The sequence below is a fragment of the Fibrella musci genome, assembly GCF_041321105.1.
Lineage (GTDB): Bacteria > Bacteroidota > Bacteroidia > Cytophagales > Spirosomataceae > Fibrella > Fibrella musci.
In genome coordinates this window covers 454,055-478,774 of sequence record NZ_JBGGWD010000002.1, presented here as the reverse complement: position 1 = coordinate 478,774, position 24,720 = coordinate 454,055, and the positions used below count along the sequence as shown (strand labels likewise).

The 24,720-nt window shown below is 54.7% G+C and carries 17 protein-coding genes; 9 read left to right on the top strand and 8 right to left on the bottom strand.

The window, feature by feature from the left end; genetic code table 11:
- Nucleotides 1-76: 76 nt before the first annotated feature.
- The 3 genes from ACAW74_RS07700 to ACAW74_RS07690 all read right to left on the bottom strand — a co-directional run bounded on the left by ACAW74_RS07700 (nt 77) and on the right by ACAW74_RS07690 (nt 1,588).
- Nucleotides 77-322, bottom strand: a complete 246-nt coding sequence (locus ACAW74_RS07700) for a hypothetical protein (RefSeq protein ID WP_370697608.1) — start codon at nt 320-322, stop codon at nt 77-79.
- An 82-nt stretch (nt 323-404) separates the two neighbouring features.
- Nucleotides 405-917 (bottom strand): GNAT family N-acetyltransferase, encoded by a 513-nt coding sequence (locus ACAW74_RS07695; protein ID WP_370697607.1) that lies wholly within the window; start codon nt 915-917, stop codon nt 405-407.
- On the bottom strand, nt 917-1,588 hold the full coding sequence (locus ACAW74_RS07690) for a hypothetical protein (RefSeq protein WP_370697606.1): 672 nt from the start codon (nt 1,586-1,588) through the stop codon (nt 917-919). The genes ACAW74_RS07695 and ACAW74_RS07690 overlap by 1 nt, the downstream gene beginning before the upstream one ends.
- Nucleotides 1,589-1,915: 327 nt before the next feature.
- Here ACAW74_RS07690 and ACAW74_RS07685 point away from each other — a divergent pair, with 327 nt between their 5' ends.
- Nucleotides 1,916-2,677, top strand: a complete 762-nt coding sequence (locus ACAW74_RS07685; protein ID WP_370697605.1) for an SDR family NAD(P)-dependent oxidoreductase — start codon at nt 1,916-1,918, stop codon at nt 2,675-2,677.
- Nucleotides 2,678-2,786: 109 nt separating this feature from the next.
- On the opposite strand, the gene ACAW74_RS07680 is transcribed toward ACAW74_RS07685, so the two are convergent.
- A complete protein-coding gene (locus ACAW74_RS07680) occupies nt 2,787-4,331 on the bottom strand; it encodes a DEAD/DEAH box helicase (RefSeq protein ID WP_370697604.1) in 1,545 nt (514 codons plus the stop codon).
- A 270-nt stretch (nt 4,332-4,601) separates the two neighbouring features.
- Between ACAW74_RS07680 and ACAW74_RS07675 the strand changes: the two genes are divergently transcribed.
- Nucleotides 4,602-6,830: an alpha-galactosidase gene (locus ACAW74_RS07675; RefSeq protein WP_370697603.1), complete on the top strand. Its 2,229-nt coding sequence runs from the start codon at nt 4,602-4,604 to the stop codon at nt 6,828-6,830.
- A gap of 153 nt (nt 6,831-6,983) precedes the next feature.
- Here ACAW74_RS07675 and ACAW74_RS07670 read toward each other — a convergent pair whose 3' ends face one another.
- From ACAW74_RS07670 to ACAW74_RS07660, 3 genes are all read right to left on the bottom strand, one after another.
- Entirely contained in the window at nt 6,984-8,120 is a 1,137-nt protein-coding gene (locus tag ACAW74_RS07670; protein ID WP_370697602.1) for an ATP-binding protein, read from the bottom strand.
- A gap of 74 nt (nt 8,121-8,194) precedes the next feature.
- The gene (locus tag ACAW74_RS07665; RefSeq protein WP_370697601.1) at nt 8,195-11,743 is read right to left on the bottom strand and encodes an SNF2-related protein; all 3,549 of its coding nucleotides are present in this window, start codon (nt 11,741-11,743) and stop codon (nt 8,195-8,197) included.
- A 233-nt stretch (nt 11,744-11,976) separates the two neighbouring features.
- Complete coding sequence (locus ACAW74_RS07660) at nt 11,977-14,385, bottom strand: TonB-dependent receptor (RefSeq protein ID WP_370697600.1); 2,409 nt, start codon at nt 14,383-14,385, stop codon at nt 11,977-11,979.
- Nucleotides 14,386-14,781: 396 nt separating this feature from the next.
- Here ACAW74_RS07660 and ACAW74_RS07655 point away from each other — a divergent pair, with 396 nt between their 5' ends.
- The 4 genes from ACAW74_RS07655 (at nt 14,782) to ACAW74_RS07640 (ending at nt 19,307) form a co-directional block, all read left to right on the top strand.
- Nucleotides 14,782-15,297 carry an RNA polymerase sigma factor gene (locus ACAW74_RS07655; RefSeq protein ID WP_015330001.1) on the top strand — a complete coding sequence of 172 codons (516 nt, stop codon included), beginning with the start codon at nt 14,782-14,784 and terminating at the stop codon, nt 15,295-15,297.
- A gap of 270 nt (nt 15,298-15,567) precedes the next feature.
- Nucleotides 15,568-17,058 carry a bifunctional phytoene desaturase/3,4-desaturase gene (gene crtID, locus ACAW74_RS07650; RefSeq protein ID WP_370697599.1) on the top strand — a complete coding sequence of 497 codons (1,491 nt, stop codon included), beginning with the start codon at nt 15,568-15,570 and terminating at the stop codon, nt 17,056-17,058.
- Between the two features lie 106 nt (nt 17,059-17,164).
- Complete coding sequence (locus ACAW74_RS07645) at nt 17,165-18,001, top strand: phytoene/squalene synthase family protein (protein ID WP_370697598.1); 837 nt, start codon at nt 17,165-17,167, stop codon at nt 17,999-18,001.
- A gap of 106 nt (nt 18,002-18,107) precedes the next feature.
- On the top strand, nt 18,108-19,307 hold the full coding sequence (locus ACAW74_RS07640) for a flavin-containing monooxygenase (RefSeq protein ID WP_370697597.1): 1,200 nt from the start codon (nt 18,108-18,110) through the stop codon (nt 19,305-19,307).
- On the opposite strand, the gene ACAW74_RS07635 is transcribed toward ACAW74_RS07640, so the two are convergent.
- On the bottom strand, nt 19,304-20,557 hold the full coding sequence (locus ACAW74_RS07635) for a TCR/Tet family MFS transporter (protein ID WP_370697596.1): 1,254 nt from the start codon (nt 20,555-20,557) through the stop codon (nt 19,304-19,306). The genes ACAW74_RS07640 and ACAW74_RS07635 overlap by 4 nt on opposite strands.
- 161 nt (nt 20,558-20,718) lie before the next feature.
- Between ACAW74_RS07635 and ACAW74_RS07630 the strand changes: the two genes are divergently transcribed.
- The 3 genes from ACAW74_RS07630 (at nt 20,719) to ACAW74_RS07620 (ending at nt 24,676) form a co-directional block, all read left to right on the top strand.
- Nucleotides 20,719-21,195 carry a DUF2721 domain-containing protein gene (locus ACAW74_RS07630; protein WP_370697595.1) on the top strand — a complete coding sequence of 159 codons (477 nt, stop codon included), beginning with the start codon at nt 20,719-20,721 and terminating at the stop codon, nt 21,193-21,195.
- Between the two features lie 241 nt (nt 21,196-21,436).
- Nucleotides 21,437-23,863: a DUF11 domain-containing protein gene (locus ACAW74_RS07625; protein WP_370697594.1), complete on the top strand. Its 2,427-nt coding sequence runs from the start codon at nt 21,437-21,439 to the stop codon at nt 23,861-23,863.
- Nucleotides 23,864-23,929: 66 nt separating this feature from the next.
- The gene (locus tag ACAW74_RS07620) at nt 23,930-24,676 is read left to right on the top strand and encodes a proteasome-type protease (RefSeq protein ID WP_370697593.1); all 747 of its coding nucleotides are present in this window, start codon (nt 23,930-23,932) and stop codon (nt 24,674-24,676) included.
- The last annotated feature ends 44 nt before the right edge of the window (nt 24,677-24,720 follow it).

The following is a 24,720-nucleotide window of genomic DNA, read 5'->3' as shown; positions in this document are numbered from 1 at the left end:
GCACAATGAACAATGGGCTGACGCAAGTGTGAGATCGCGTCAGCCCATTATTCATTGTACATTATTCATTCACCTCCTACTTATCCAGCGAATCGCGGCGGGCTTCTTTAGACGCCTCGTTGTACTCTTTGTTAGCTGAATCGAGTTCGGCTTTCTCGTCGCGGATCTCGCTGGTATCACCTTCAGCGCGGGCTTCGTTCAGGTCTTCCTGAGCGTCCTGCACCTCTTCGGCTTTATTTTCTTTTTTCGAATCGCAGGCTACAAAAGTGGTGGTGGCCAGGAAGGCCATCGATAAGGCCAATACCCATTGTTTGGTTTTCATGTGCTCGTTTATTTTTTGCAAGAACTAAACCAACCAACAGGTAAGCCGAGAAAGTTGTTTGAAAAATATGAGGAATTGGTAATCAATCTGATTCGGAAAGTCGCTTTTCGTAGCAAAAAAAGCGCAGCCCTGGCCGGAAATTCAAGCCGATTTCGCCCGCATAAACGTACCCAAGTGCCGGAAAAAGTCGTTGCGTAACCTGATTTTGCGTGTTGGTGTCGATGCGTAGGATAGCAATGCCGCGTTGCCGCGCCACCTCGTCGGCCTGCTTCAGCAGCGCCTTACCCACACCCCGGCCCTGGCTAGCCGGATCGACAGCCAGCCGGTGCGTTACGATAGCGGGCTCGGTGATGTCCCAGCCCACCTGCGCGTATTCCGCATCCTGATCGGTCGTGATGGCCGAAACGCCCACCAGTTGTCCGTCGAGTTCAGCGACCCAAAGCTGCTTTTTGGCGATGTCGTTGCGAAAAACGGTTTCGTTTGGGTACGTGTCATCCCACTGAAAATTTCCCGCCGCCTGCATCAGCGGTACCACACGCTGCAACAGCGCCATGAGTGCTGGCAGGTCGGCCGTTGTTGCCTGACGAATGCGCATCAGTCCAGGCCTGGGCGTTTGAAGGCACGAGCCGTTGGAAACAGCATTTCGATCTGCCGCGTCAACTGATTGAGGCCGGCCAGCAAATCGAGCATACTATCCAGCTTTTCGGGATAATACTGTAGAATTGTTTGCCACGAAGCAATCGATCGATCAATGCTGACCAGCACTAGCTTGGCTTTCCCAGTATAATAGTCAAGCAGGTCGTCGTCGTCGGTGGGTTCATCGAGCGCGCGCAGTGTGGCCATCGTTTTCACCGGAATGAGTGTGCGGTACCACTTGATCTGCTCGTAGGCGTTTTTCAGCGCCGTTAGCTGCACCATGGCCTGATCTTCGGTCGTGAGGCCAAGATTCACCGCCTGTAATTGTTGCTTACCCGCTTTTTCGAGCAGTCTTCGCTCGTCGCTGAGCCAAGCACCGGTTTGTTTCAGATAAACCGAGGCCAGCGTGGCCACCGGATGCTCTTTTGTTCGATGACGACGCACCAGCACCTGCTCTTCCAGGGTCTGCTTTTCTTCCTCCGAAGGGCCGTTTACCAGCAACGAGGGGTTTTCGTTCTGTAGTTTCTCGATGTAACGCTTGGTCAGGTTCAGGGCTTCGGTGAGCTGGTCGACCAGTGACGCGTTGTGATTTTGATTGACAGGCTGGTCGATACTGACTTCCTGCTGCATCTGAAAACTACGGCAGCGGCTTGTGAGGAGACAACGCTCACACCACGAATCGCAGAAGTTATAGACGCCTGGGATTAAATCGGAGTTGGAAAGCATATGACAAGTACGTTTACAGATACGGCAGTAAGAAGTCCAGCCTAAATATAGATTGCCCAACGGCCGAGCCGTTTAAACAATACCCGCTTTTTTTTGGCTTAATTTGGGCGAGTAGCCTACAGACTATGGTCATTAGACGCTGCTGACCGCCATCGGCAACAGCGTTGGGCCTCTTTTTTTATTACCTGATTGCCGAAACGAGCAACAGGCTCATTCCAGTACATTCATGGCATGACTTCATTCACAAAACAGGTAGCTCTCATAACGGGAGCCGGATCAGGCATCGGGCGGGCCACTGCGCTTGCGTTTGGCTCGAAAGGGGCCTCCGTGGTGGTATCAGACATAAATGATGCCAACGGGCAGGCAACCGTAGCGCTGATTGAAGAGGCGGGTGGTACAGCCAGTTACGTGCGTTGTAACGTGGCCGATGCCGACGCGCACAAGGCGGCTGTTGCCTACGCCGTGGGTACGTATGAGCGACTGGATATCGCCGTCAATAATGCCGGTATTGGTGGAACCTTCGCCCGGCTCATCGACCAAACCCCCACCGATTGGGAGCAGATGCTGGCCGTAAACCTGGGTGGCGTTTTCTACGGTATGCAGGCCCAGATCCGGCAGATGCTGACCCAGCCTGAAGGCGGTAAAATCGTGAATGTGGCCAGCATTGCGGGCGTGAAGGGCATGCAAATGGGGGGACCCTACAGTGCCGCCAAGCATGGTGTGATTGGCCTCACCAAAACGGCCGCGCTGGAATACGTGAAAAAGAAAATTCGGGTCAATGCCATCTGCCCGGTCTATACGCACTCGGCGATGGTGCAGGAACTGGTTAGTCAGCTGCCCGATATGGAAGAGCGCATGCGACGAGTCATTCCAATGGGGCGCTTTGGGCAACCCGAGGAAATCGCGCAGGCGATTCTGTGGCTTTGCGCCGACGAAAATGCATTCTGTACCGGGCAGGCCATCCAGATGGACGGCGGCATGACGGCGGGGTGAAGGACGTAAGTGTTCAAGGTATAAAGTCCAAGGTCCAACGTTGGCTGACGTGCTACTACTCGTGCGTCAGCCAACGTTGGACCTTGGACTTTATACCTTGAACCTTACTTTACTTCTTCTTATCAAACCGGTCGGGTGACGACGACAGGTACGACGTCCAGGGGCGCCAACGATCATCTTCACTGCCCGCGGACCCATTATCGCGCGGGGCCGGTTTCTGACCACGGTTGCTGTTGGGGCGATTCCGGTTGTCGGTGCGGCCGGTTGGCTGCCCGTTTCCTTCGCTACGGGGCTTCTGCCCGTTGGCTGAACGTACCTGATCGGGGCGACGATTGGCCTGAGCGTCGTCGGTACGCCGGGTACGTTGTTCCGACGAGCGAACTAGCTCGGGGCGGTTCTGTTGCTGCGGTCCTTTTTCGGCGCGGCGCGGCTGATTGTCGCGCCCATTGCGGGGCTCGCGTGGTTCGCGCTGATTGGGCTTGGGCGGTTTGGCCACCTCGATGGGGTCGCGGTTGTCAGACGGGAACGGGTTGTTCGCCACCTCAACCGGCACCTTACGGCCAATCAGCTTCTGAATGTCTTTCAGGTAAGCCCGTTCATCGGTTTCGCAAAACGAGATGGCGATGCCGCTGGCACCAGCCCGACCCGTCCGGCCAATCCGGTGTACATAACTTTCGGGAATGTTGGGCAACTCGAAGTTGATCACGTGCGAAAGGTTATCGACGTCGATACCCCGCGCGGCAATGTCAGTAGCCACCAATACCCGTGTAGTGCGTTCCTTGAAGTTGCTTAGGGCGCGTTGCCGGGCGTTTTGGGCTTTGTTGCCGTGAATCGCCTCGGTTTTGATGCCCTGCTTGTTCAGGAATTCGGCCACCTTGTCGGCGCCGTGTTTGGTACGGGTAAAGACCAGCGCCGATTCGATACTCTTGTCGTCGAGAATATGACGCAGCAGGTTCCGTTTGTTGTCGCGCTCGACCAGATAAACCGATTGCCGAACCGTGTCGGCCGTCGATGAAACGGGCGTTACTTCCACCTTCACCGGTTCGGTCAGGATGGTGTCGGCGAGTTTAACAATTTCGGGGGGCATCGTTGCCGAGAAAAACAACGACTGCCGTTTGTGGGGCAATACAGCCAATACCTTCCGTACATCGTGGATAAAGCCCATGTCGAGCATACGGTCGGCTTCGTCGAGTACAAAAAACTCGATGCCTTTCAGGTTCACAAAGCCCTGGTTCATCAGATCGAGCAGCCGGCCCGGCGTGGCCGTCAGGATGTCGACGCCGCGTGCCAGTGCATCGGTCTGTGGTTTCTGACCAACACCGCCAAAAATAACGGTGTGGCGGAGGCCCACATGCCGACCATAGGCCGCCAGGCTTTCGTCGATCTGGATGGCGAGTTCGCGCGTGGGCGTCAGAATCAGGGCCTTAATTTTGTTTGACCAGTCGCCTGATTGCTTTTTCGTATATAAGCGCTGAAGCGTAGGAATCGAGAAGGCGGCTGTTTTGCCAGTGCCAGTCTGAGCGCACCCCAACAGATCGCGACCGGCATTTACGTGTGGAATAGCTTGTTCCTGAATTGGAGTTGGGGTAGTGTATCCTTCTTCGGCGAGGGCCTTCAGGATCGGAGCGATAATCGCTAAGTCGTTAAAATTCATTCATGATGGGTGATGTTGAAGAGGCGCCTGCAAAGGCCATGCCTAACCCGCATCACGAGCAGTAATTACCTCCATTACGAAGAAAGTCAACCATTTAGTTCCTGCGCCGCCGGGGCGTCCCGGTCGCTCCTGGTCAAGGCCTGCCCATTGCCGCATACTCATTCTTGGCTGAGTACGTACAGGTATGAAGAAAACTGTTAGGTATTTTTGCTTGTCAGGTCAATTCAGGTTGATCTGAAACGGAGACGAATAGCCTACTAGTCACCATTCATGACATACAGCCTCTCTTTACTCGGAATTTTTTTCGCGTCGGTGGGCGCATTGGCCCAGCCCCAAGCCCCACAGCGCATCCGCTACGACGACACCAAGCGGCAGTTTATCCTCGAAAATCCGCAGGTTCAGCGGGTGCTTCAGGTCACTTCGTCGGGGCTGCAAACGATCGCCTACACCGATCTGCGAACGAAAGCCAACGTGGTTCGCGACCCGGGCCGAGTCAACGAAGTGGCCTTTCAGGTCAACGGTGTTCCGTTTAAAGGGCGGGGCGCAACCGGCTTCTTCATAACCTACAAAACGCACACAATCAGCGAGAAAGCCGGGCAGGGGAGCACGCTCCGCGTGGATTTGCAGGTGCAGCACCCCAACCGGTTTATCGCGTTCGACCTGAGCCTGTATTACCAGATTTACCCCGATTTGCCGCTGACACGCAAGTGGCTGACGATCAGGAATACGGGCGGCGATCCATTGCGTATCAGCGAACTGGAGTGGGAAAGCCTGAACCTCGACCTGACGGCAACTGGCGCGAACCTGACCACGGCGGTCGATGTGTATACAAGCTACGGGCGGCTACCGACCCGACCTCCCTACATTGGTCGTACCGACGATGCCGCGCTACTGATTCATAATCCTGAACAAAACACGGGGTTACTACTAGGCAACGAGGCGCCATCCGTGATGAAACGTACCCACGTGTACCGGGATTCTACCGAAGTAGGGATTGGCATGGGCTTCGAGGCCGACGAATTTCCGTTTCAGAAGACGCTGCTGACCGACGAAACATTTACCTCGCCAAAAGCTTTTGTTGGCCTGTTTAAGGGGGCTGTCTGGCAAGATGCCTTCGAGCAGGACCTGGCCGCCTACGTGCGCACACAACTCGGCACAAGGTTGTTTACGCACAAAAAAACGCCAACGTCGTTTTACAATACCCGGCTCCCGTTTGGGCGTAACCTCAACGCCGCGCAGCTCAAAAAGCTCGTCGATGAGCTGGCGCCCACAGGGATCAGTCACCTGATTCTGGACGATGGCTGGCAGGATTGCTACGGCGACTGGAACGCGGATACCCGCAAATTCCCGAACGGCCTGCGCCCTCTCACTGACTACATCCGCGCCAAAGGCATGACGCCCGGTTTATGGCTGGCGCTGGCCTGTGCCGCCGACACCTCGGTGGTGGGGCAGGAGCATACCGACTGGTTCATGAATAACCGGGAAGGGCAACGCCAGAACCTACAGGGCAATAGCCCCAAAAACATCTACACGATGAGTCTCGATACGCCCTGGTTTGATTATATTCTTCAGAAAATCAGGGCGTTGGTCGATGAAAACGGGCTTGGCTACATCAAACTCGATATGGCGGCGGCTTATTCGGCGTATCGGCTCAACAGCAGCGAGGCGGGCGATTGGGCCACGGGGGCGGGACGTACCTACGCCAATCAGCGGGAGTCGTTGTGGCGGCTCTACGAACGCACGGGCCAACTGATGGATTCGCTCAGGGCCAGCCACCCCAACCTGCTCATCGATTGCACGCACGACCTGTATGGAAAGGCTAACGGGGTAGATCTATGGCTGTTGCAACACGCCGATTATGCCTGGCTCGCGTCGAACCGACTCGGATCGGCGGTGGGGAGCCGTGCCCTTCGGCAGTTGGCTCATGATCGGGCGCATGTGGTGCCGCCAGGTACGTTGCTGATGGGTAATCTGCGTCTCGATGATCCGCTGGTCAAACAACATTACCTATCGATGGCTTCCTCGGCGATTGTCTTTACCGGCGATGCGGCCAAACTGCTCCCCGCCGATAAAGCGTGGCTTAACGCGTGGAATGGCTGGCTCGCGGCGCTCAACGAACGTACCCAGTATACGCGGTTCTATCAGACGGGTGATGTACTACCCCGGCCCGATGCACACAACTGGGATGGTGCTATCCGCTTCAACCCCGAGCGCAACGGCGGGCTGCTATGCTTTTACCGAAACGACTCGCCCGAAGCGACCCGCATCTTCCCGATCCGGGGTGTTAAACCGGCGGGTACGTACCTGATTCGGCAGGGAGGGACCAACGCGGTCGTGGGTACGTTCACGGGGCAGCAACTGCTCACAACGGGCCTGTCGGTCACGATTCCGAACCGCAATGAAGCCTCCCTGCTTTCCATCGAGCCATTCGTAAAACCCGAAGCCGCCAGAGTCGAGCCCGTTGCTGCGAAAGAACCCGTCAAGGTGCCGGTGAAGTAGCCTATAAGCTTGGCAGAAAGCCGTTCGCCGTAAAGACAGTGCAAAAGAAGCGTAGTCTGCGTTGGCTACGGTGATCCATGGCCTAATGGTGGGCCTGCTTACTAAATTCAGCTTAAATGGTCATCTCTAACGCATGACCATTTGGTTGGGTCATTATGTAATGAAATCCAGATAATTATCTGGATTTACTACCGATAAAGAAGCGGTTGGATAAGCCGTCTGGAACGCTTTAGGAAACCGAACACGGTTTGTGTTCCACTTTATTTCAAACCCATTCAACAGCCCATTACTCTCCTCTAGCCAGTCTAATTCCTGTTGATCATACGTACGCCAGAAGTAAGGAGTGGCCTGGCTTCGTTGGTAGGCATTGCGCTTAATTCGTTCTGCAATCAAATAGTTTTCCCACAGTGCACCCACGTCAGTACGCTGGTTGGGTAAACTAAAATTGTTGATCAGTGCATTTCGGATACCGTTGTCGAAAAAGTACCATTTCGACGATTTCGTTACTTCTTTTCGTAAGTTATTGCTGTAGCCGCCTAACCTGAACAAAATGAACACCTTAGAGAGCAAATCGAGGTAACGGACGACCGTATTTCGATCAATCTGTAGTTGACGACTCAATTCATCGTACGATACTTCGCTGCCTACCTGATGCGCTACCAACTGAAGTAATTGAAGTAATTTATGGGCATTTCGTACCTGTTCAAACAGTAGAATATCTTTCAACAGGTAGGAAGACACCATACTCTTCAGATAGTCGATTCGCTCATCGGTATTACGTAGTCGCACTACATCGGGATAACTACCGAAGATGAGCCGGTCAGGCAGTCGATCGCGTGTTTGCAAATAGGTTTCACTGGTTGAAAGCTCTGATTGCGCCAATGGATAGAGCGTATAGGTAAGCTGACGGCCTACCAATGGTTCACCCGTTCGGTTGGTAAGCTCGAATGCAGAAGAGCCAGTGGCGAAGATTGTGAGGGCAGGAAACGAATCGATCAATAGTTTCAACGCACGGCCAACCTCTGGGATAACCTGCGCTTCATCGATAAGAAGCAAGGTGGTATCTCCCAGCCATCGGCGATAGCTGGCTACCCGCCGGTCGTTCAACAAATCGGCAGTAGAAAGGTCATCGCCGTTCAGCAATAGCGTAGGGCCATCGAATGAATCGGCTAGTTGATTCATCAGAACCGTCTTGCCTACTCGTCTTGCCCCAACCAGCAGAATAACCTTATTGGATCGGAGTTGTGAAGCGAGAACTGGTTGAATCTGGCGTGGAATGAGCGAGTCCATCAATTCTGTGGGTCTATTCAACGAATTAACGTTAATTCGTTGAATAGACCCACAGAATCGTGTTTTTATTTAGGTCAGCCCAAACTGACGAGTTCTTTTAACTGGTCGTCGTTGAGGTCGCCGAGCCAGGTTTCGCCGGTTTGTACGCTGAGGTCGGCGAGTTCTTTCTTGGAACGGATCATGGCGTCGATCTTTTCTTCCAGCGTACCCTGGTTCATCAGGCGGTAGACGAGCACGTTTTTGGTCTGCCCGATGCGGAAAGCGCGGTCGGTGGCCTGCGCTTCCACGGCGGGGTTCCACCAGAGATCGTAGTGAATCACGTGGTTAGCCTGCGTGAGGTTGAGACCCGTGCCACCCGCTTTCAGCGACAAGATAAACGTGTGGTCGGAGCGGTTTTTCTGGAATTGTTCCACCATCTCGTCGCGGTCGGCGCGCGAAACGCCCCCGTGCAGGAAGAGTGGTTCCTGCCCGAATGCCTGCTGAATAAACTGCTGGAGCAACTCGCCCATTTCTTTGTACTGCGTGAAAATCAGCACCTTCTCATGGCTGGCGTAGATTGTTTCGAGCAGGTTGAGCAGCAGTTGTGCCTTGCCGCTCAGCGCGGCGTTGTCGGGACCTTTTTTGAGGTATTGGCGCGGGTGGTTGCCGATCTGCTTCAGAGCGGTCATGAGCTTCAGCACCAGACCCCGCCGGGCAATGCCGTCTTTAGCTTCGATGGCCCGCATGCTCTCCTGCACCACACTTTCGTAGAGCGCCGCCTGTTCCTGCGTCAGCGAACAATACTGGTTGTTTTCGATCTTGTCGGGCAGGTCGCTGATGATGCTCTTGTCGGTCTTGATCCGGCGGAGCAGAAACGGCCCCGTCACGCGCCGGAACAGGTCGAGTTTCTGGTGGTCGCGTTCCTGCTGAATAGGCTTGCCAAACTCTTCGTTGAACTTGCTCACGCCCCCCAGATAGCCCCGGTTGACAAAGTCCATAATGCTCCAGAACTCCGACAGCCGGTTTTCGACGGGCGTACCGCTGAGCGCAATCCGGACGTCGCTCTTGAGCTGCTTAACGGCCTTAGTCTGCTCGGTATCGCTGTTTTTGATGTTCTGGGCTTCGTCGATAATCAGCACTGCCCAGGTGGTTTTCTTCAGCGTGTCGAGGTCCGAGCGCACTACGCCGTAGGTCGTCAGGAGCAGATCTGGCGCGGTTGCTTTTTTCAGATCGGGCAGTTTGCGGTTGGGACCGTGGAAAACGTGCGCCTTCAAATCCGGGGCGAAGCGGGCAATCTCTTTCTGCCAGTTGGTCAGCAGCGTTGTGGGTAGTACCACCAGGCCTTTTTGCTTCTGAAAACGTCCTTCCTGCTTGAATTTCAACAGCAGCGTGATGATTTGCAACGTCTTGCCAAGGCCCATGTCGTCGGCCAGGATACTGCCCATGCCGAGCGCCGTATTTTTGGCCAGCCAGTCGTAACCACGTAGCTGGTAAGGCCGTAATTGGGCATTGAGGTGGTCGGGGAGGGGGTGCGGCTCGGCGTCGGTGAATTGCTTCAGCAGGTCGCGTACATCGGGTCCGATGCCCACACGATTCCCCTGAAATTCTTCGGCCAAAGCGGCGCGCAACAGATCGGAGCCGGTGAGCTCGGGCGGTTTGCTGAGCTGCTTCTGCAACTTGCCCAGATCGTTGGGGTCGATCAGCACGTATTGATCCTTGATCTTGATCAGACCCGTTTTGTTGCTGACCAACTGCTCAAACTCGCTGTAGGAAATGAACTCACTGCCCACGGCCACTTGCCAGTCGAAGGTGAGCATATCATCGAGCTTCATGAACGACGGATTGGCCGCACCGCTGCCCGATTTGGCTTTCAAACGTACCCCCGCCTGCGGACGTACCCAGTGTTGCAGCGAGCGCGGCAGCAACAGCGAAATGCCCAGCAGTTGCATGCGGGGTAATTTTTCGAGCAGAATCTTGACAAAATCGTCGGGAGCATAGCTCAGGTACGTTGGGGCGTTCTTCTGGGCTAGCTTGGCCAGGTCGGGAAAATGCCGCGAGAGCACCAGCAAGTCCTGCAACACGGCCATCCGGATGCGGGCGTGCTTTGGTTCGTCGAGAATTTCAGTGAGCGGCACGGGCGCACTGTCGGCCTCGCTGGCGTCGCGATCACGGATGAGCAGACTCAGCTTAAACACATCACCAAACTCCGAGTCTTCGACGGCCAGAATGGGTACGAAGCGTTTCTGACCCAGGAAGAAATCGTTGAGCCACAACTGCATGGCCAGCGGCTTTTCGCGCTTGCCAAACCCATCGAACCGCAGAATCTCCTGCCCAAAAAACAGGCGGTCGGCGTCTTCGAGCGGCCAGCGTTCCCAAAGCTCCACGGTGGGCTGCTTCACGGGCTGCCGCAACAGCAGGCTACACACCATCAGTACCTGTTCGGCGGGCGAAATGGGCGCCACAATATCTTTCTGCCAATAGACGGAGAGCAACGTCGGCGGCAGTTGCGTGCCTACCTGTTCGGTCAGGCGGCGGACGGCCTCGTTGAGTGTAGCCGGTACCCAACGTACCCGGTACTGGTTTTCATCGGGGCCAATGCGCAGGAGTTGCGGCACCACGGCACCCCGGCGCAGCAGGGCGGCCGTAAACTGGCGCGTGAGATACAGTGCGCGCACCGAGTCGCTCATGTCGGGCCAGTCGGCGTCGGTAAGGTCGGCCAGCCAGCCCATCAGGTCGGCAATGCCGAATTGCGGCAGTCGGCGCGAATCGCCATGCTCACTAAAAATATTGATTTTCCGCAGGTCGAGCAGTTCGTCGAGTTGCAGTTCGAGGCTGTCGCTGGGGGCGGGGTGGCTCGTTACCACCTTGTCCTGCATCGGCTTGGTAAACAGCTTATAGGCCTTGCTCAGGTCTTTGAGAAAATCCCGTTTCGTAAACGTCGTTTCGGGTTCGAGCAGATCGAGCAGCGAATCGGCCAGCGTGGGGAGCGTCGAAAAGTCAATCGCGGCCCGAACGGCCTCGTCGGGTTTCCAGCCATTGCCGTCGCCTTCATCTTCTTCGGGCAGGTCGTCGGTGAGCAGGTCTTTCACCAGTAGTACGCTATCCATCCCGCCCGATACCCCGGCCGATTCGTCGGCGCGCAGTTCGTCGAGCAGATCGAGGCCTTTGAGTTGGAAAACCAGAAACGGATTCTGGTCGATCTCGTTGGCAATCAGGTAAATGACGGCGGCCAGGTGTTTGCAGGGCATGGCATCGTCGGGGCAGGAGCAACCCGCCTGCAACTCGCCAAACGAGCGTGGAAAGAGCCGGATACCCCGCTGATCGGCAAACTCGATCAGATCGGGCGGTAGCTGCCGGTTGAGCAACTGGGCCAACAGGGCGGGATTCTGCTGAATTTCGGTCAGCAGGTCTTTTTTGTCTTTGGCATCAAACAGTGGTACAGCCAGTTTCACCTTGTAGGGGCGGGGTTTGCTACCCTGCACCTGCGCGCTGATCTGATTGACCTCTATTTTTAGTGCCCGTACAGCCCCTTTATTGGCGTATGTTTTTCCCCTGGGCAGGCGGTTCCCTTCGTCAATGCTGGTCAGTGCCTTGAGCCACTGCTGACCCCACCAGGTTTTGCCATACGTAATGCGTTCGGCCATGCTTCTCCTCAATTGGTGTTTCGCGGGCGCAAAGGTAACACCTTCACGAATGGCTACTGTATTATCCCACCAATGCGGCAGATTGTCTTTGGCCAGGCGCAATCTATACAAACGTTGCTGCCGCGTGGCCCTTCGACGAGGCGTCAGCAATACGGTTTATGCAAGTGGCTGAAGAAACCACAGAGGCTCTCAACTACATGCGCTGAGTAATCGCTAGATAAGGAGTTGTGTCGTCAAAAATCCCACTTCACCCGCAGGGCGATGTTGCGGCCAATGTCGTTGGCGTAATAACGGAACCGGTTGAGGTAATCGCGGTATTGCACATCAAACAGGTTGGTCGCCGTCAGGCTAACGTCAAGCTGTTGCCTGTCGGAAAGGGCTAGAGTGCCGCCGATAGACGCCGTCCAGAGGCTGTAGGCGGGTGGGGGCGGGGTAAAATCGCTGTTGGCTGGTACGCGGTTTTGACGAGCCACGAGCAAATTCCCGACGCTCAGGTACGTATCGCGCCAACGCCTCGGCTGGAACGTACCTGGCTGGGCCGCACTCGGCTGTACCGCACCCGGCTGGGTACGTCCCAACGCGAACCGGAGGGTGTTTTCCCAACGGTTGGGTGGAATCATCACGATGGCCTGATTGGTGCGCACATCCTGCACGTAGAGGTAGGAAGGTTTGGTGGTCCAGTTCCAGCGTGTACCCAGTAGTACGTCTACTGTAGCGTCGAAACCGGTATAAATAGCGTCGGTCTGCGTGTATTTGAAGAACGGGAAGGCACCGCGTACCGTCAGGATGGGTTCGGGCTGGGGTTTCAGATAGATGTAGTTGCGGATGTAGTTGTAAAACAGCCCCACCTCGGCCTGTACACGCGGCGTATGCCATTCAGTGGTCAGATTGAGGCTGTAATTGGTTTCGGGCTGAAGCCGATCATCGCCCTGCTCGTAGGCGGCCGCGCCGTGATGAACGCCATCGCTGAACAACTCGCTGATATTGGGCGCGCGCCAGGCTGTGCCGATGTTGAACCGGGTGGTCCACTGATCGTTGTGGTAGTGCGTTGCCCCGATGGTCCCCGAGGGGCTGGCAAACAGAAAAACGGGCTCCTGCAATACGCGACTGCTCCCCGCACCAACGTACCTGAAAATCTGCATCCGTCGCCAGTCGACCCGCAAGCCGGCTTCGTATTCCCAACTGCCCACGCGCAGTTTCTCGATCCAGAACGTACCCAGCGTATAATTTTGAAAGTTAGGGATCAGCGGACGACCACTCATGATATTGTATTGGAATAGCCCGCTCAGGCCCACCGAACCGCTCCGGTTGCCACCGCTTCGGTGCGACCTGACCAGATCAGCCGTGTAGGTCGTCAGTTGAAAACGAAGTTCAGGCCGATTGAGGGCGGCGAGGCTGTCGTTGCGCGGCAGATGCAGATCATACTCCATCCGGTCGTCCGACTGCCGGGCGAGCGTCAGGTTCCAGTCGACTCCAGCGCGGGGTTTGTAGCTAGTCTGCCACTTCAGCAGATCGTGCGTGATTTGCTGATTAGGTCGGCCAATCGTATAGCTAAATCCCGATTTAACCAGCGGTTCACCGGAACTCAACACCTGTTGCAAGTCGGTTAGGCTACCGATGTGCGAACCCGAAAAAATACCAATTGTCGACGAAAATCGGCTATAGAAAATGTCTGATTGCCAGTTACTTGTCCGGTAAGTGAGCGCTGCCGAACCATTTAGTTCGCTCAGGCCCGTGTTATCCAGATAGTAGGTGGGCGTGCGCAGATTGCCCCCCCGTTTTACAGTCCCTTGTACGCGCCAGCCAAAACGGGCGGTAGGCGTGGGAAGACTATCTATCATGACAGCCCCGCCAAATGTGCCCTCCACCTGCGCCGATGCTACGCCCTGCTGCCCATTGCTGAACCCCGCCAGATTTACCTGCCCGTGCACGCCACCCGCCATTGGCAACGCCGCCGGCTCTACCAGAATAACCCCGCCAATGGCATCGGAGCCATAACGTACCCCCGCCGCTCCTTTGATCAGCAGCACCCGATTAGCCACAAAGGGATCAATTTCGGGCCCGTGTTCCGAGCCCCATTGCTGCCCTTCCTGCCGAATGCCGTTGTTCAGAATGAGCACCCGGTTGCTGTGCATGCCGTGGATCACGGGCTTTACCACCGACGCGCCTGTTTGCAGCGTGGTTACGCCCGTCAGGTTACGCAGCGCATCGCCGAGCGTGAGGCCACGCGTTTGATCAAGAGCGCGACCTTGTAACGCCACCACCGCCTGACTGCTCATGGCGTCGGTTTTCTGGGCCGTTACGTTCACATTCTGAAGGTGTTGTACCGCTTCCGAGAGCAGCATTTGTGCCTGCGCTTCGTCGGCGTGGTGTTCCAGTACCACACGCTGTTCGATTTCTTTATAGCCGATAATCCGGGCAATGAGCGTGTAGGTGCCCTCGCAGAGATTATCAATGCGGTATTTACCGTCGGGGCCAGCGGTGGTACCTCGTCCGGTTTCTTTAATCAACAGGGTAGCGCCGGGAATCGGCTGGCGGGTTTCCCGATCGAGCACATCACCCTTCACAAAACACTGACAGGGCGTTTGCCCTAAACTGGGGAATGCGTTGCCCAGCCCCCCCATCAGAAGTGTACTAATCAACAAAAAGCGGATAGAGCGCAAGAGAATAAGGGGGTGAACACCTGATAAATTGTTTATACGCAACAAAGTTGCAACAACTTGACAACTATATTTTGATCAAACAGGCTTGAGTTTCGCGGATTTTTTTGTAGAAAATTTTTTTTGTTGAACTTATGCTGTAAAATTGTTCAACAAAATACACAGGGGCTGTTCCACAAAGTGGGGAATTTTCTACCCATCACCCCATACTGAGGGAGTAGTAGATTCAATTGGCACAAGTTTAAATTGGTTTTTAAGTGACTGTTTATCAGTGTTTTGTTTTGAAAAAAGGATGGGTGGTCTGAATCGCTGAAAAACTGGTCGGGATTTTGTCTAAGTGGAAGCAAGATCGGTTCAACAAGAAAACTTTTCGTAATCATGACAGCGCTTGAATTTACATACCACATTGGTAAGGTTTCTAAATCCCTTCGTCCGTTCGCGCTCCGCTTGACGAAAGACGCAGAAGACGCCAACGACTTATTGCAAGACACGCTGTTGAAGGCGTTTACGAATCGTGACAAGTACACGGACGGTACAAACCTGAAAGCATGGTTGTATACGATCATGAAAAACACGTTCATCACAAATTACCAGCGCATGATCCGGAAGAATACGTTTATCGATACGACGGACAACCTGCACTATATAAACTCAACCGAAAGCAGCACCGATAACCTCGCGTATTCGTCGTTTGCTCAGGAAGACATTGCTCGGGCAGTAAACAACCTCGATGACACGTACCGGACACCGTTTATGATGCACTTCCGGGGTTTCAAATACCACGAGATCGCTGCAAAACTGGATATCCCCATTGGAACGGTGAAAAACCGCATTCACATTGCCCGCAAAGAGCTCAAAAGCAAATTGCACGTGTACGCCCACTTCAATTCGTAAGGTGTCGTAGCATTACATTTCATCAAAGGAGTCTGGTACTCTCATCAAAGGAGTCTGGTACTCCGACAGTATATATTGATTGAGTAGTTTTTGGTTAAAAAAGAGGAAGGTTCCGAAAAGTTAGATGCGCTGCGTCTAACTTTTTTTGTGCTTATTGACGAGTTCAAAGTCCGATGGTCAACGTCCAATGTTGTGCTCTTATAAGCTCACGAGGTGACGGATGAATAAAGCGGAGTTGAACCTTGAACATTTGACTTTGAACTGTAAAGAATGCCTACACGCGTTACTGTTATTGGGGCTGGCTTTTCCGGCCTATCTGTTGCCACGAGTCTAGCCGACAAAGGCTATGACGTTACCATCCTCGAAAAAAACGAGTCGCCCGGTGGTCGGGCCCGGCTTTTTCGGGCCGAAGGGTTCACATTCGATATGGGCCCAAGCTGGTATTGGATGCCCGACGTTTTCGAAACCTACTTTGCCCGCTTCGGTAAAAAACCAGCCGATTACTACAATCTAGTTCGACTTGACCCGTCCTACAGCGTTGTGTTTGGGCCTGATGAGGCCGTGGATATTCCAGCTAGCCTTACCGAACTGAAAGCCCTCTTCGATCAGATCGAGCCGGGAAGCGGCGCGCGCCTCGATGCGTTTTTGCAGCAGGCAGCCTACAAATACAAAGTGGGTATTCACGATTTTGTGTGGCGCCCGAGCCGTTCCATCACCGAGTTCATGAGTTTGAAGCTGCTCTACGACGTGGCGCGGCTCGATGTTTTCCAGTCGTTTGCCAGCCACGCCCGCAAGTTTTTCAAGCACCCACGGCTGCTGCAACTGATCGAGTTTCCGATTCTGTTTCTGGGAGCCACGCCGCAGAACACGCCCGCCATGTATAGCCTGATGAATTACGCCGAGATGACCGGCGGTACTTGGTACCCGATGGGCGGCATGCACGAGATCGTTAGAGGCATGGTGGCGTTGGCCGAAGAGAAAGGCGTAAAAATTCTCTACAACGAAGCGGTTGAACGCATCGAAACCGTAGCCGGTTCGGGTGGCCAAACCACCGCCAAACGCATCCACACAAATCAGGGCATTTTTGAGGCCGATGTGGTGGTGGCAAGCGCCGACTACAACCACGTTGAAACAGCGCTGGTAGCTCCGAACGAGCGCAATTACAGCGACGATTACTGGAAAAAACGGGTGATGGCACCGTCGTCGTTGCTGTTTTATCTCGGCGTCAACAAGCGTATTCCGAAGCTACAGCATCACAATTTGTTTTTCGACGAAGACTTCGGCCTGCACGCGCAGGAGATTTACGAAACGCCCAAGTGGCCTACGCGCCCCCTTTTCTACGCCTCGGCCCCGTCGAAAACCGACCCGAGCGTAGCCCCGGCGGGTATGGAAAACTTATTCCTGCTTATACCCGTAGCCCCCGACCTGACCGACGACGAAGCCACGCGCGAGCATTATTACCACCTGATCATGCAACGTCTAGAGGCCTACGTGGGTGAGAATGTGCGCGACCACGTGGTGTATAAACGCAGTTACGCCCACCGCGACTTCAAAACCGACTACAATGCGTTTCGGGGGAATGCCTACGGATTGGCGAATACGCTGTTGCAAACGGCCTTCCTGAAACCGAACCTCAAAAACAAAAAAGTACGTAACCTGTTTTATACTGGTCAGCTTACCGTTCCCGGGCCCGGCGTTCCGCCCTCGCTGATTTCTGGGTTAGTCGTGGCCGATGAAGTAGCCAAAGAATTTAACGTTTGATGTTTAAGTCGTTTCCTACGCCGGAGTTAGTATCTTGCCTCGGCAGGATAGTAACATGAACGTTAATCACAAACGTTGAACATCATTTTCCTGAGCCTTTAGCCGTATGATGTCGTTATTCAACCAGACTGCGCTGGAGTGCAGTAAGCTCATAACCGAGCGGTACAGTACCTCCTTCACCCTGGGTATTCGAACACTTGACAAGAAGTTTCATTTACCCATCTATGCCATTTATGGCTTCGTTCGGTATGCCGACGAAATCGTAGACACCTTCCACGACCACGACAAGCAGGACTTGCTGAACCGGTTCCGGGCCGATGCGTACCGCGCTATCGAAGAAGGCATTAGCCTGAACCCGGTGTTGCACTCGTTTCAACTGGTGGTGCGGGAGTACCAAATCGAGCGCGAACTGATCGACGCTTTTCTGCACAGTATGGAAATGGACCTGCACCGGCACGATTACGACACCGCAGGCTATTCGGAATACATTTACGGCTCGGCCGAGGTGGTTGGCCTGATGTGCCTGCGGGTATTCTGCGAAGGCGATTGCGATGAATACAGTCGACTACGCGAGCCTGCCCGTAAACTCGGTTCGGCTTTTCAGAAGGTGAACTTCTTGCGCGACATCAAGAGCGATTATCAGGAGCGGGGACGTACCTACTTCCCTGGCGTAGATTTTACGGATTTCAGCCGCGACGCCAAGCAATTGATCGAAGACGATATTCAGCGCGATTTCGACGATGCCTATAAAGGCATTCTGGAACTGCCGCGCGGCGCTAAAATGGGTGTGCATCTGGCCTACACCTATTACCTGAAACTCTTCAATAAGATCAAAGGCGTACCGGCTTCGCGCATTCAAAACGAACGCATCCGGGTACCCGACCCACAGAAACTGGCGCTACTGGCCAAAACCATGCTTCAGTACCGGTTGAATCTGTTATAGTATAAGTTAAAGGTCCAATGCCTAACGGTCAACATAGCTGACGCGAGCAGAAGACGCGTCAGCTATGTTGACCGTTAGGCATTGGACCTTTAACTAGTTTTACAGCATGCAATCATCGACGCTCATTCTGGGAGCCGGGCCGGGAGGTCTGGCTATGGCTGGCCAACTGGCCCACCGACAGTTGCCATTTACGCTCCTCGAAGCCAGCAACAAAGTGGGCGTGGCCTGGCGTAATCATTACGACCGGCTGCATCTGCATACGGTAAAAGAGTATTCGGCGCTCCCGTTTCTGCCGTTCCCGCCCGATTATCCCACCTACGTTTCGCGCGCCCAACTGGTAACGTACCTGGAAGACTACACCCAGCAGTTCGGCATCGAACCCCGGTTTAATCAGTCGGTTATTCGTATCGAACGTACCCAGTATGGACGTACCCGGGACGAACGTACCCAGAATAAACATGCCCAATTGGGGCGGTGGACTGTTCAGACCAAGACCGACACGTACCTGGCTGACACTGTCGTGGTGGCAACTGGCTATAACCGCGTGCCCAATCAGCCGCAACTGCCGGGTTTGTCCACATTTAAGGGCGATGTTATCCACAGCCGGGCCTATCGGAATGGTGATCCGTTTCGGGGTAAACAGGTGCTGGTCGTGGGGATGGGCAATACCGGTGCCGAATTGGCACTCGATCTGTTTGAGCATGGCGCCCAGGCGACTATTTCGGTACGCGGCCCAATCAGCATTGTCCGGCGTGATGTGTTTGGCAAACCCACTCAGCCGACGGCTATCTTCCTGAACAAGTTTCCCAACTGGTTTTATGATCTGGTGGCGGGCATTTCGCAACAACTCACTGTAGGCGATTTGTCAGCTTATGGATTGGGCAAGCCGAAGTACCCGCCTTCGCGGCTGATTCGTGAGTTTGAACGTATCCCGGTGATCGATCTGGGTACGTTGGATCAAATCAAAGCAGGCAACATCGCCGTGGTGCCGGGTATCAGACAGATCAACGAACAGTCAGTAACGTTTGCTGACGGCTCGGAGCGACCGTTCGATGCCATCGTACTCGCTACTGGCTACCGACCGGCTCTTGGGGAATTGCTGGAGCCGGAACTCGCCGCGCGCATATTAAATGAACGCGGCTACCCCACTGCCCTCTGGTACGACCAGCCCGAACTGGCTGGCCTGTATTTTCTGGGTTTTTCGACCCCACTCACGGGTATTCTGCGTAGCCTCAACATCAACTCCGGCCTGATTGCCGAGCATCTGGCCGCGCAAACGGCTGCTTCGATCGCACCCGCCCACTAGTGCCCTTCTACGGGCAGCGGGACCTCCACTTTCGCTGGCTGAACGTAGTTTTTCAACGCATTTACCGTAAGAAAGAGGCTGATAATGATAAAGATGGCCCCCATCAGGTAAGGGGCACCAGGAAAATAAACGGGTGCGCCGGGCTTGGTAAAATAAGCGAACAGGTTGGTCATCAGCAGTGGCCCAACAATACCCGTCAGGCTCATTAGGCTGGTAAGCCCGCCCTGCAATTCGCCCTGCTCATTGGGCGGAATCTGCCCCGATATAATACCCTGAATGGCTGGGCCGGTAATGCCCGCAAACGAGTAAGGCGCAATGAGCGCAAACACCATCCAGCTCTGCGTAGCGAAAGCAAACCCGATAAAGCTGACTACATAAATGGATAGTCCCAGAAAAACGGCATTCTTCTGACCAATTTTCGGAATGATCAGCCGGATAAGCCCCGCCTGCACGATGGCTACGGCCAGCCCGACTACCCCCAGCGAAATACCCACGAGCCGCTCGGTCCAGCCAAATTTGAGCATGGTAAAATACGTCCAGACGGATTGCATCACCTGCCCGGCCAGATACATAAACACCAGCGCCACAATCAGCGTCAGCAGCGACCGGTAGCGCATAAGTGCCCGGAAGGAGCCAAGCGCATTGGCCCGCCGCCAGTCGAACGCCCGGCGGTTTTCGGGAGCCAGCGATTCGGGGAGTACAAAGAAGCCATACAACCAGTTGAGCAACGAAAGCGCCGCCGCCACCAGAAAAGGCACCCGAGGGCCGTAGGAGCTGAAAAAGGCACCAAGAGTGGGGCCGATAATAAAGCCCAGCCCAAAGCCAGCCCCGATTAGCCCGAAATTCTGAGCCCGTTTGTCGGGCGTGCTGATATCAGCGATATATGCGTTGGCTGTGGTGAAACTAGCCCCGCAGAGCCCCGCCACAATCCGGGCAAAAAACAACCAACCGATGGTGGGCGCGTAGGCCGAGACCAGGAAATCGATGCCCAGTCCAAACAGCGAAATCAACAGCACCGGTCGTCGCCCGAAACGATCGCTCAGGCCACCCAATACAGGCGCAAAGGCAAACTGCATGATGGCATAAGCAAACGTCAGCCAGCCCCCATACTGCGAGGCCGTGCTGAGACCGCTGCCCGTAAGTTCTTCGATCAACTTCGGAACAACGGGGATAATTACGCCAATGCCAATACAGTCGATCAGGACGGTGATGAAAATAAAAACTAATGCCGGATTCCGCTTTTCAGCCATAATTGGGTTGGTTGCTCATTGAAACGCCCGCGCAAGTTACGGCGTTACCAAATCAGGATAGCCAGTTTTAATCTCAGACGCGAAGTTTACCAAACCAACGGTAACCGATCGCAGTCCACAGGGGTTTTAGACCGCGGCTGCATACCTATTTACGCCAGTTTATGGAACTCACCATCAGTACACCTGCCCTGCTTTTCTCGACTGTTTCGCTGTTGATGATTGCTTTCACAAACCGCTTTCTGGCTATTTCGAGCCTCATCCGCGACCTGCACGAGAAATTTCGTACCAACCCCGAAACGGTTTACGTGCAGCAGATCAAAAGCCTGCATAAGCGGCTGCGACTGATTCGTAACATCCAGATTCTGGCGGTACTGAGCCTGCTGGTGAGTGCCGTTTGTATGTTCGTGATTTATAAAGGGAGCCAGGTATTGGCCAGCTATTTGTTTGGGCTGGCGCTGTTGCTCCAGATTGCGGCGCTGGTGATTTCTGTCTGGGAAATTTCGATTTCGATCAATGCGTTGCAGATCGAGCTCAGCGACATGGAAAAGGAACTGGGCCGCAGCCGATTCGACTTATTTGCGCTACGAGCGCGGATGAGCGGGTCTGCGCCGACAAACAGCCCGCCCAACGGTGAATAGATGGCCTATTCAGGTTGTTAAGCTAGGAGGCTTCAGCCTACATAGGTAGGCTGAAAGGCATAGTTATTGCTCAATTAGGGTGCAAATTATGTACCTTAATATGGAGATAGTTATACAGAAATTGGTGTCTATTCTGTGTCGAAATAGCAGAATAGGGGTATTTGGTATTTTCGTATTTCTGTTTTGTTGTACAAGTGCGAAAAGCATTGCACAGATACAACTCACTTATCCGCTCGAGCGGATGGTAGTACAGCGGTCAAATGATAATACGGCGTCTGTACAGATCGCGGGTAGTTACTCGGTGCAACTGGATCAGGTGGAAGGCCGGTTCGTGAGCCTTCAGGGTGGTCAGACAACAGCCTGGGCCACCCTTCAGATGAACCCCGTCAATGGTCAGTTCAATGGCACGCTCACGGCTCAGGGTGGGTGGTATCGCATTGAGATCCGTGGTAAACGAAATGGGCAAATCGTGGGCACGAGTTCACTGGCTCATTTTGGCATCGGCGAAGTGTTTGCCATTTATGGCCACTCCAACGCACAGGGCAGTACCTGCAATGGCACCAACGAGTGTGACTCGCCGGGCGGTGCTACGGACGAACGCGTTGTAAAGGTCAGACTGGATATTAACCAGCGCTTTCATACGTACGAACAAACGGGTGATCCGCAGTATCTGCCCGACCCGGTGTTTGAACAATGGGTAACTGGGCAGGGGGCAGCTCCCTTTCACGGCGAACCCTGGCTTTGGGCGCGGATGGGCGATTTTCTGGTACAGAAACTGGGGGTGCCCGTTTTGCTTTATGGGGCGGGTTTTGGCGGGACCAGTATACACATGACTTACCTCTCGATGAACAATCAGTACTTCGAGCACGGCTTCTGTCGCTGGGATTTGCAGATGCCCTATGCCAACCTGCGTAACCTCATGAACCTGTATGTGCCTTCGACGGGCATACGTGGCATATTGGTCATTCATGGTGAAAACGATCGAGACAAGTCGCAGGAAGACATCAGGATGTATTTCCGTGAGTCGATGAAGCAGATTCGGCAGAAACTGAACAAGAATCAGCTCGCCTGGGTCATTGCCGTTTCATCCTACGTCAGCATGCGCCACGACCACGTGCGCAATGCCCAGCTGCTGTCGGTAGCCGACATCAACAATGACCCTGCGCAGGCAAAGGTGTATCTAGGCCCAGATCTGGACCCTCCTGTGGGAACTACCGGCCCAACGCCCTACCGACCCGACGGTGCGCACTACTCAACGTCAGGGCAACTGTACTATGCGCAGTTGTGGGCCGACAACCTCACCGCCAATAACAATGCATTCTTCACGACGTCGACGCCGTATCTGGCCGAACCGCAGCCGTTGGCGTCGATCACCTGCGCCAACGCCCAACAACTAAAACTACGCCTGCCAGACAACTTTACAACGTACCGCTGGGACGAAAATACCCCCGGTCAGGAGCGGCTGGTCGATCAGGGCTCGTATGCCTCGCGGGTACAAAGCGGTACGATGGCCACCCCCACCTCTCGGGATCAGATGCGGATTTATTTCCCGCCTGCTGTGTCGGTGGCGGCGGGTCAGAAGATTCCCGACGTACCCAGCATTACCGCATCCGGGCTGGTACTTTGTAGCCCATCGGTTACGCTACAATCATCGGCGGCGGGACGCGCTATCTGGAACACGGGCGCTACGACTGCCGGTATCACCGTGACCACGCCGGGCCAATATTCGGTGCAGGATCGGCATCCGGCCTACGATTGCGTATCGGGAAGCCGCAGCGTAACGGTTACCCCCGCCGCCGCTGACCTGAGCATTCAGGTGGCTGGCTCCAGTCGGGCAGTGGCTACCAATGAAACGCTTACCCTGACCGTGACCATCCGTAACGAGGGGCCCTGTGGTGCATCGGGTATTCAGTTTGACAATCAGCTACCCAGTAACCTGCTCGTAACGGCTGCCGACGCTGGGCTGACGTATACCGCATCGAAACTGACCGGGACCATGCCTGCACTGGCCCCCGGCGATTATGTAAGCAAAACTTTTACCGTGAAACCAACGGTGTCGGGCTACTACACCAACGCGTTTCAGATAACGGCCGCTTCATTGCCTGACCCGGATAGTCAGGTTGGGTCAGGCACGGGCGATGGGCAGGATGATTGCGCGCTAGTCGACATCCGGACGCAAGAGGCTGGCGCCATCTACGTGTCGCCTAACCCTAACCAGGTGCCGCTACCGTCGGTGCTGCCCAACCAGCCGCCGCCCGATGCCAACAAAGCCGATCTTAGTTTGGCTCTGGCCAGTAATCTGTTGATCGGCGAGCCGGGGCAGGTAGTATCGTTTAGTTTGCTCGTGCATAACGAAGGCGGGCTCGACGCGACGAATGTGCAGGTGCAGACCGACCCCCTGCCAACCGGGCTGACGTTCCTGTCGTCCCCGTCTGGCCTGACTACCACGGCGAATCGGGTGGGTGGAACCATCAGCCTGCTGCGGGCTGGAGAGTCGGCGACGCTGGTATTCACGGCGACACTGGGAAGCGGCACAAGTGGTATGGGATTACCACTGAAGGCTGAAATTAAGGCCGTCAATCAGCCTGATCCGGATAGCCAGCCGGGGAATCTCAGCGCGGCGCGGGGCGAAGATGACGAAGCACAGCTACTGCTACGGTTTCGCTGAGGGGCGTCGGGCGTTTGCCTATAATTGTATCTTTGCCCCAACTCGCCGGGCCGGGTGTTAACTTGTATGACGTACTGCTTAGGGATTAAAGTGAAATCAGGGCTGATCGCGATTGCCGACACCCGCCTTACGTCGGGGACAGAAGTCTCGACAAACCGCAAAATCACCGTTCATGAGGTCAAGAACCATTCGTTATTCATCATGACATCGGGGTTGCGGTCGGTACGCGACAAAGCCATCACGTATTTCCGTGAAGTGCTGGCCGAGCGAGACCAGACGTTCAACAAGCTCTACAAGGCGGTCAATGCTTTTGGCGAGCAGGTGAAGCGGGTGGCTGCCGAAGACCGGGCGTCGATTATTGCCAGCGGATTGAATTTCAACCTGCACGCCATTGTTGGTGGCCAACTGGAAGACGACGAAGAGCACAAGCTGTTTTTGCTGTATCCGGAAGGCAACTGGGTCGAAGTCGATTCGGGATCGCTGTTCAAAATCATTGGAAATTCGGGCTATGGCAAACCACTCTTGTTCCGAAACCTCCAGTACGACTCAACCTTGCAGGAGGCGTTGAAAATCGGTTTTCTCGCGTTCGACGCCACCCGCGTCAGTGCCAACGATGTCGATTATCCGCTCGATGTGGTCGTATACACCAAAGACAGCTTCCACATGACCGAACATCGGCTCGAGAAAGACGACATGGACGAGATTTCCCACCAATGGAGTGCGTTGCTCAACAATTCGGTCAGGCGGCTACCCAGTTATTGGATGGACCCCATTTTCGATAAGGTTGTGAAGCCCGTCAACAATGGGCAGTAAACAATAAACCGATTTTCTGAGGGACGAATTGACCCGGCGGCTGT

Excerpts from the sequence above, each read along its gene's own strand:
- ACAW74_RS07700 (WP_370697608.1), bottom strand. The coding sequence starts at position 322 with ATGAAAACCAAACAATGGGTATTGGCCTTATCGATGGCCTTCCTGGCC.
- ACAW74_RS07695 (WP_370697607.1), bottom strand. The coding sequence starts at position 917 with ATGCGCATTCGTCAGGCAACAACGGCCGACCTGCCAGCACTCATGGCG.
- ACAW74_RS07690 (WP_370697606.1), bottom strand. The coding sequence starts at position 1,588 with ATGCAGCAGGAAGTCAGTATCGACCAGCCTGTCAATCAAAATCACAAC.
- ACAW74_RS07685 (WP_370697605.1), top strand. The coding sequence starts at position 1,916 with ATGACTTCATTCACAAAACAGGTAGCTCTCATAACGGGAGCCGGATCA.
- ACAW74_RS07680 (WP_370697604.1), bottom strand. The coding sequence starts at position 4,331 with ATGAATTTTAACGACTTAGCGATTATCGCTCCGATCCTGAAGGCCCTC.
- ACAW74_RS07675 (WP_370697603.1), top strand. The coding sequence starts at position 4,602 with ATGACATACAGCCTCTCTTTACTCGGAATTTTTTTCGCGTCGGTGGGC.
- ACAW74_RS07670 (WP_370697602.1), bottom strand. The coding sequence starts at position 8,120 with ATGGACTCGCTCATTCCACGCCAGATTCAACCAGTTCTCGCTTCACAA.
- ACAW74_RS07665 (WP_370697601.1), bottom strand. The coding sequence starts at position 11,743 with ATGGCCGAACGCATTACGTATGGCAAAACCTGGTGGGGTCAGCAGTGG.
- ACAW74_RS07655 (WP_015330001.1), top strand. The coding sequence starts at position 14,782 with ATGACAGCGCTTGAATTTACATACCACATTGGTAAGGTTTCTAAATCC.
- crtID (WP_370697599.1), top strand. The coding sequence starts at position 15,568 with ATGCCTACACGCGTTACTGTTATTGGGGCTGGCTTTTCCGGCCTATCT.
- ACAW74_RS07645 (WP_370697598.1), top strand. The coding sequence starts at position 17,165 with ATGATGTCGTTATTCAACCAGACTGCGCTGGAGTGCAGTAAGCTCATA.
- ACAW74_RS07640 (WP_370697597.1), top strand. The coding sequence starts at position 18,108 with ATGCAATCATCGACGCTCATTCTGGGAGCCGGGCCGGGAGGTCTGGCT.
- ACAW74_RS07635 (WP_370697596.1), bottom strand. The coding sequence starts at position 20,557 with ATGGCTGAAAAGCGGAATCCGGCATTAGTTTTTATTTTCATCACCGTC.
- ACAW74_RS07630 (WP_370697595.1), top strand. The coding sequence starts at position 20,719 with ATGGAACTCACCATCAGTACACCTGCCCTGCTTTTCTCGACTGTTTCG.
- ACAW74_RS07625 (WP_370697594.1), top strand. The coding sequence starts at position 21,437 with ATGGTAGTACAGCGGTCAAATGATAATACGGCGTCTGTACAGATCGCG.
- ACAW74_RS07620 (WP_370697593.1), top strand. The coding sequence starts at position 23,930 with ATGACGTACTGCTTAGGGATTAAAGTGAAATCAGGGCTGATCGCGATT.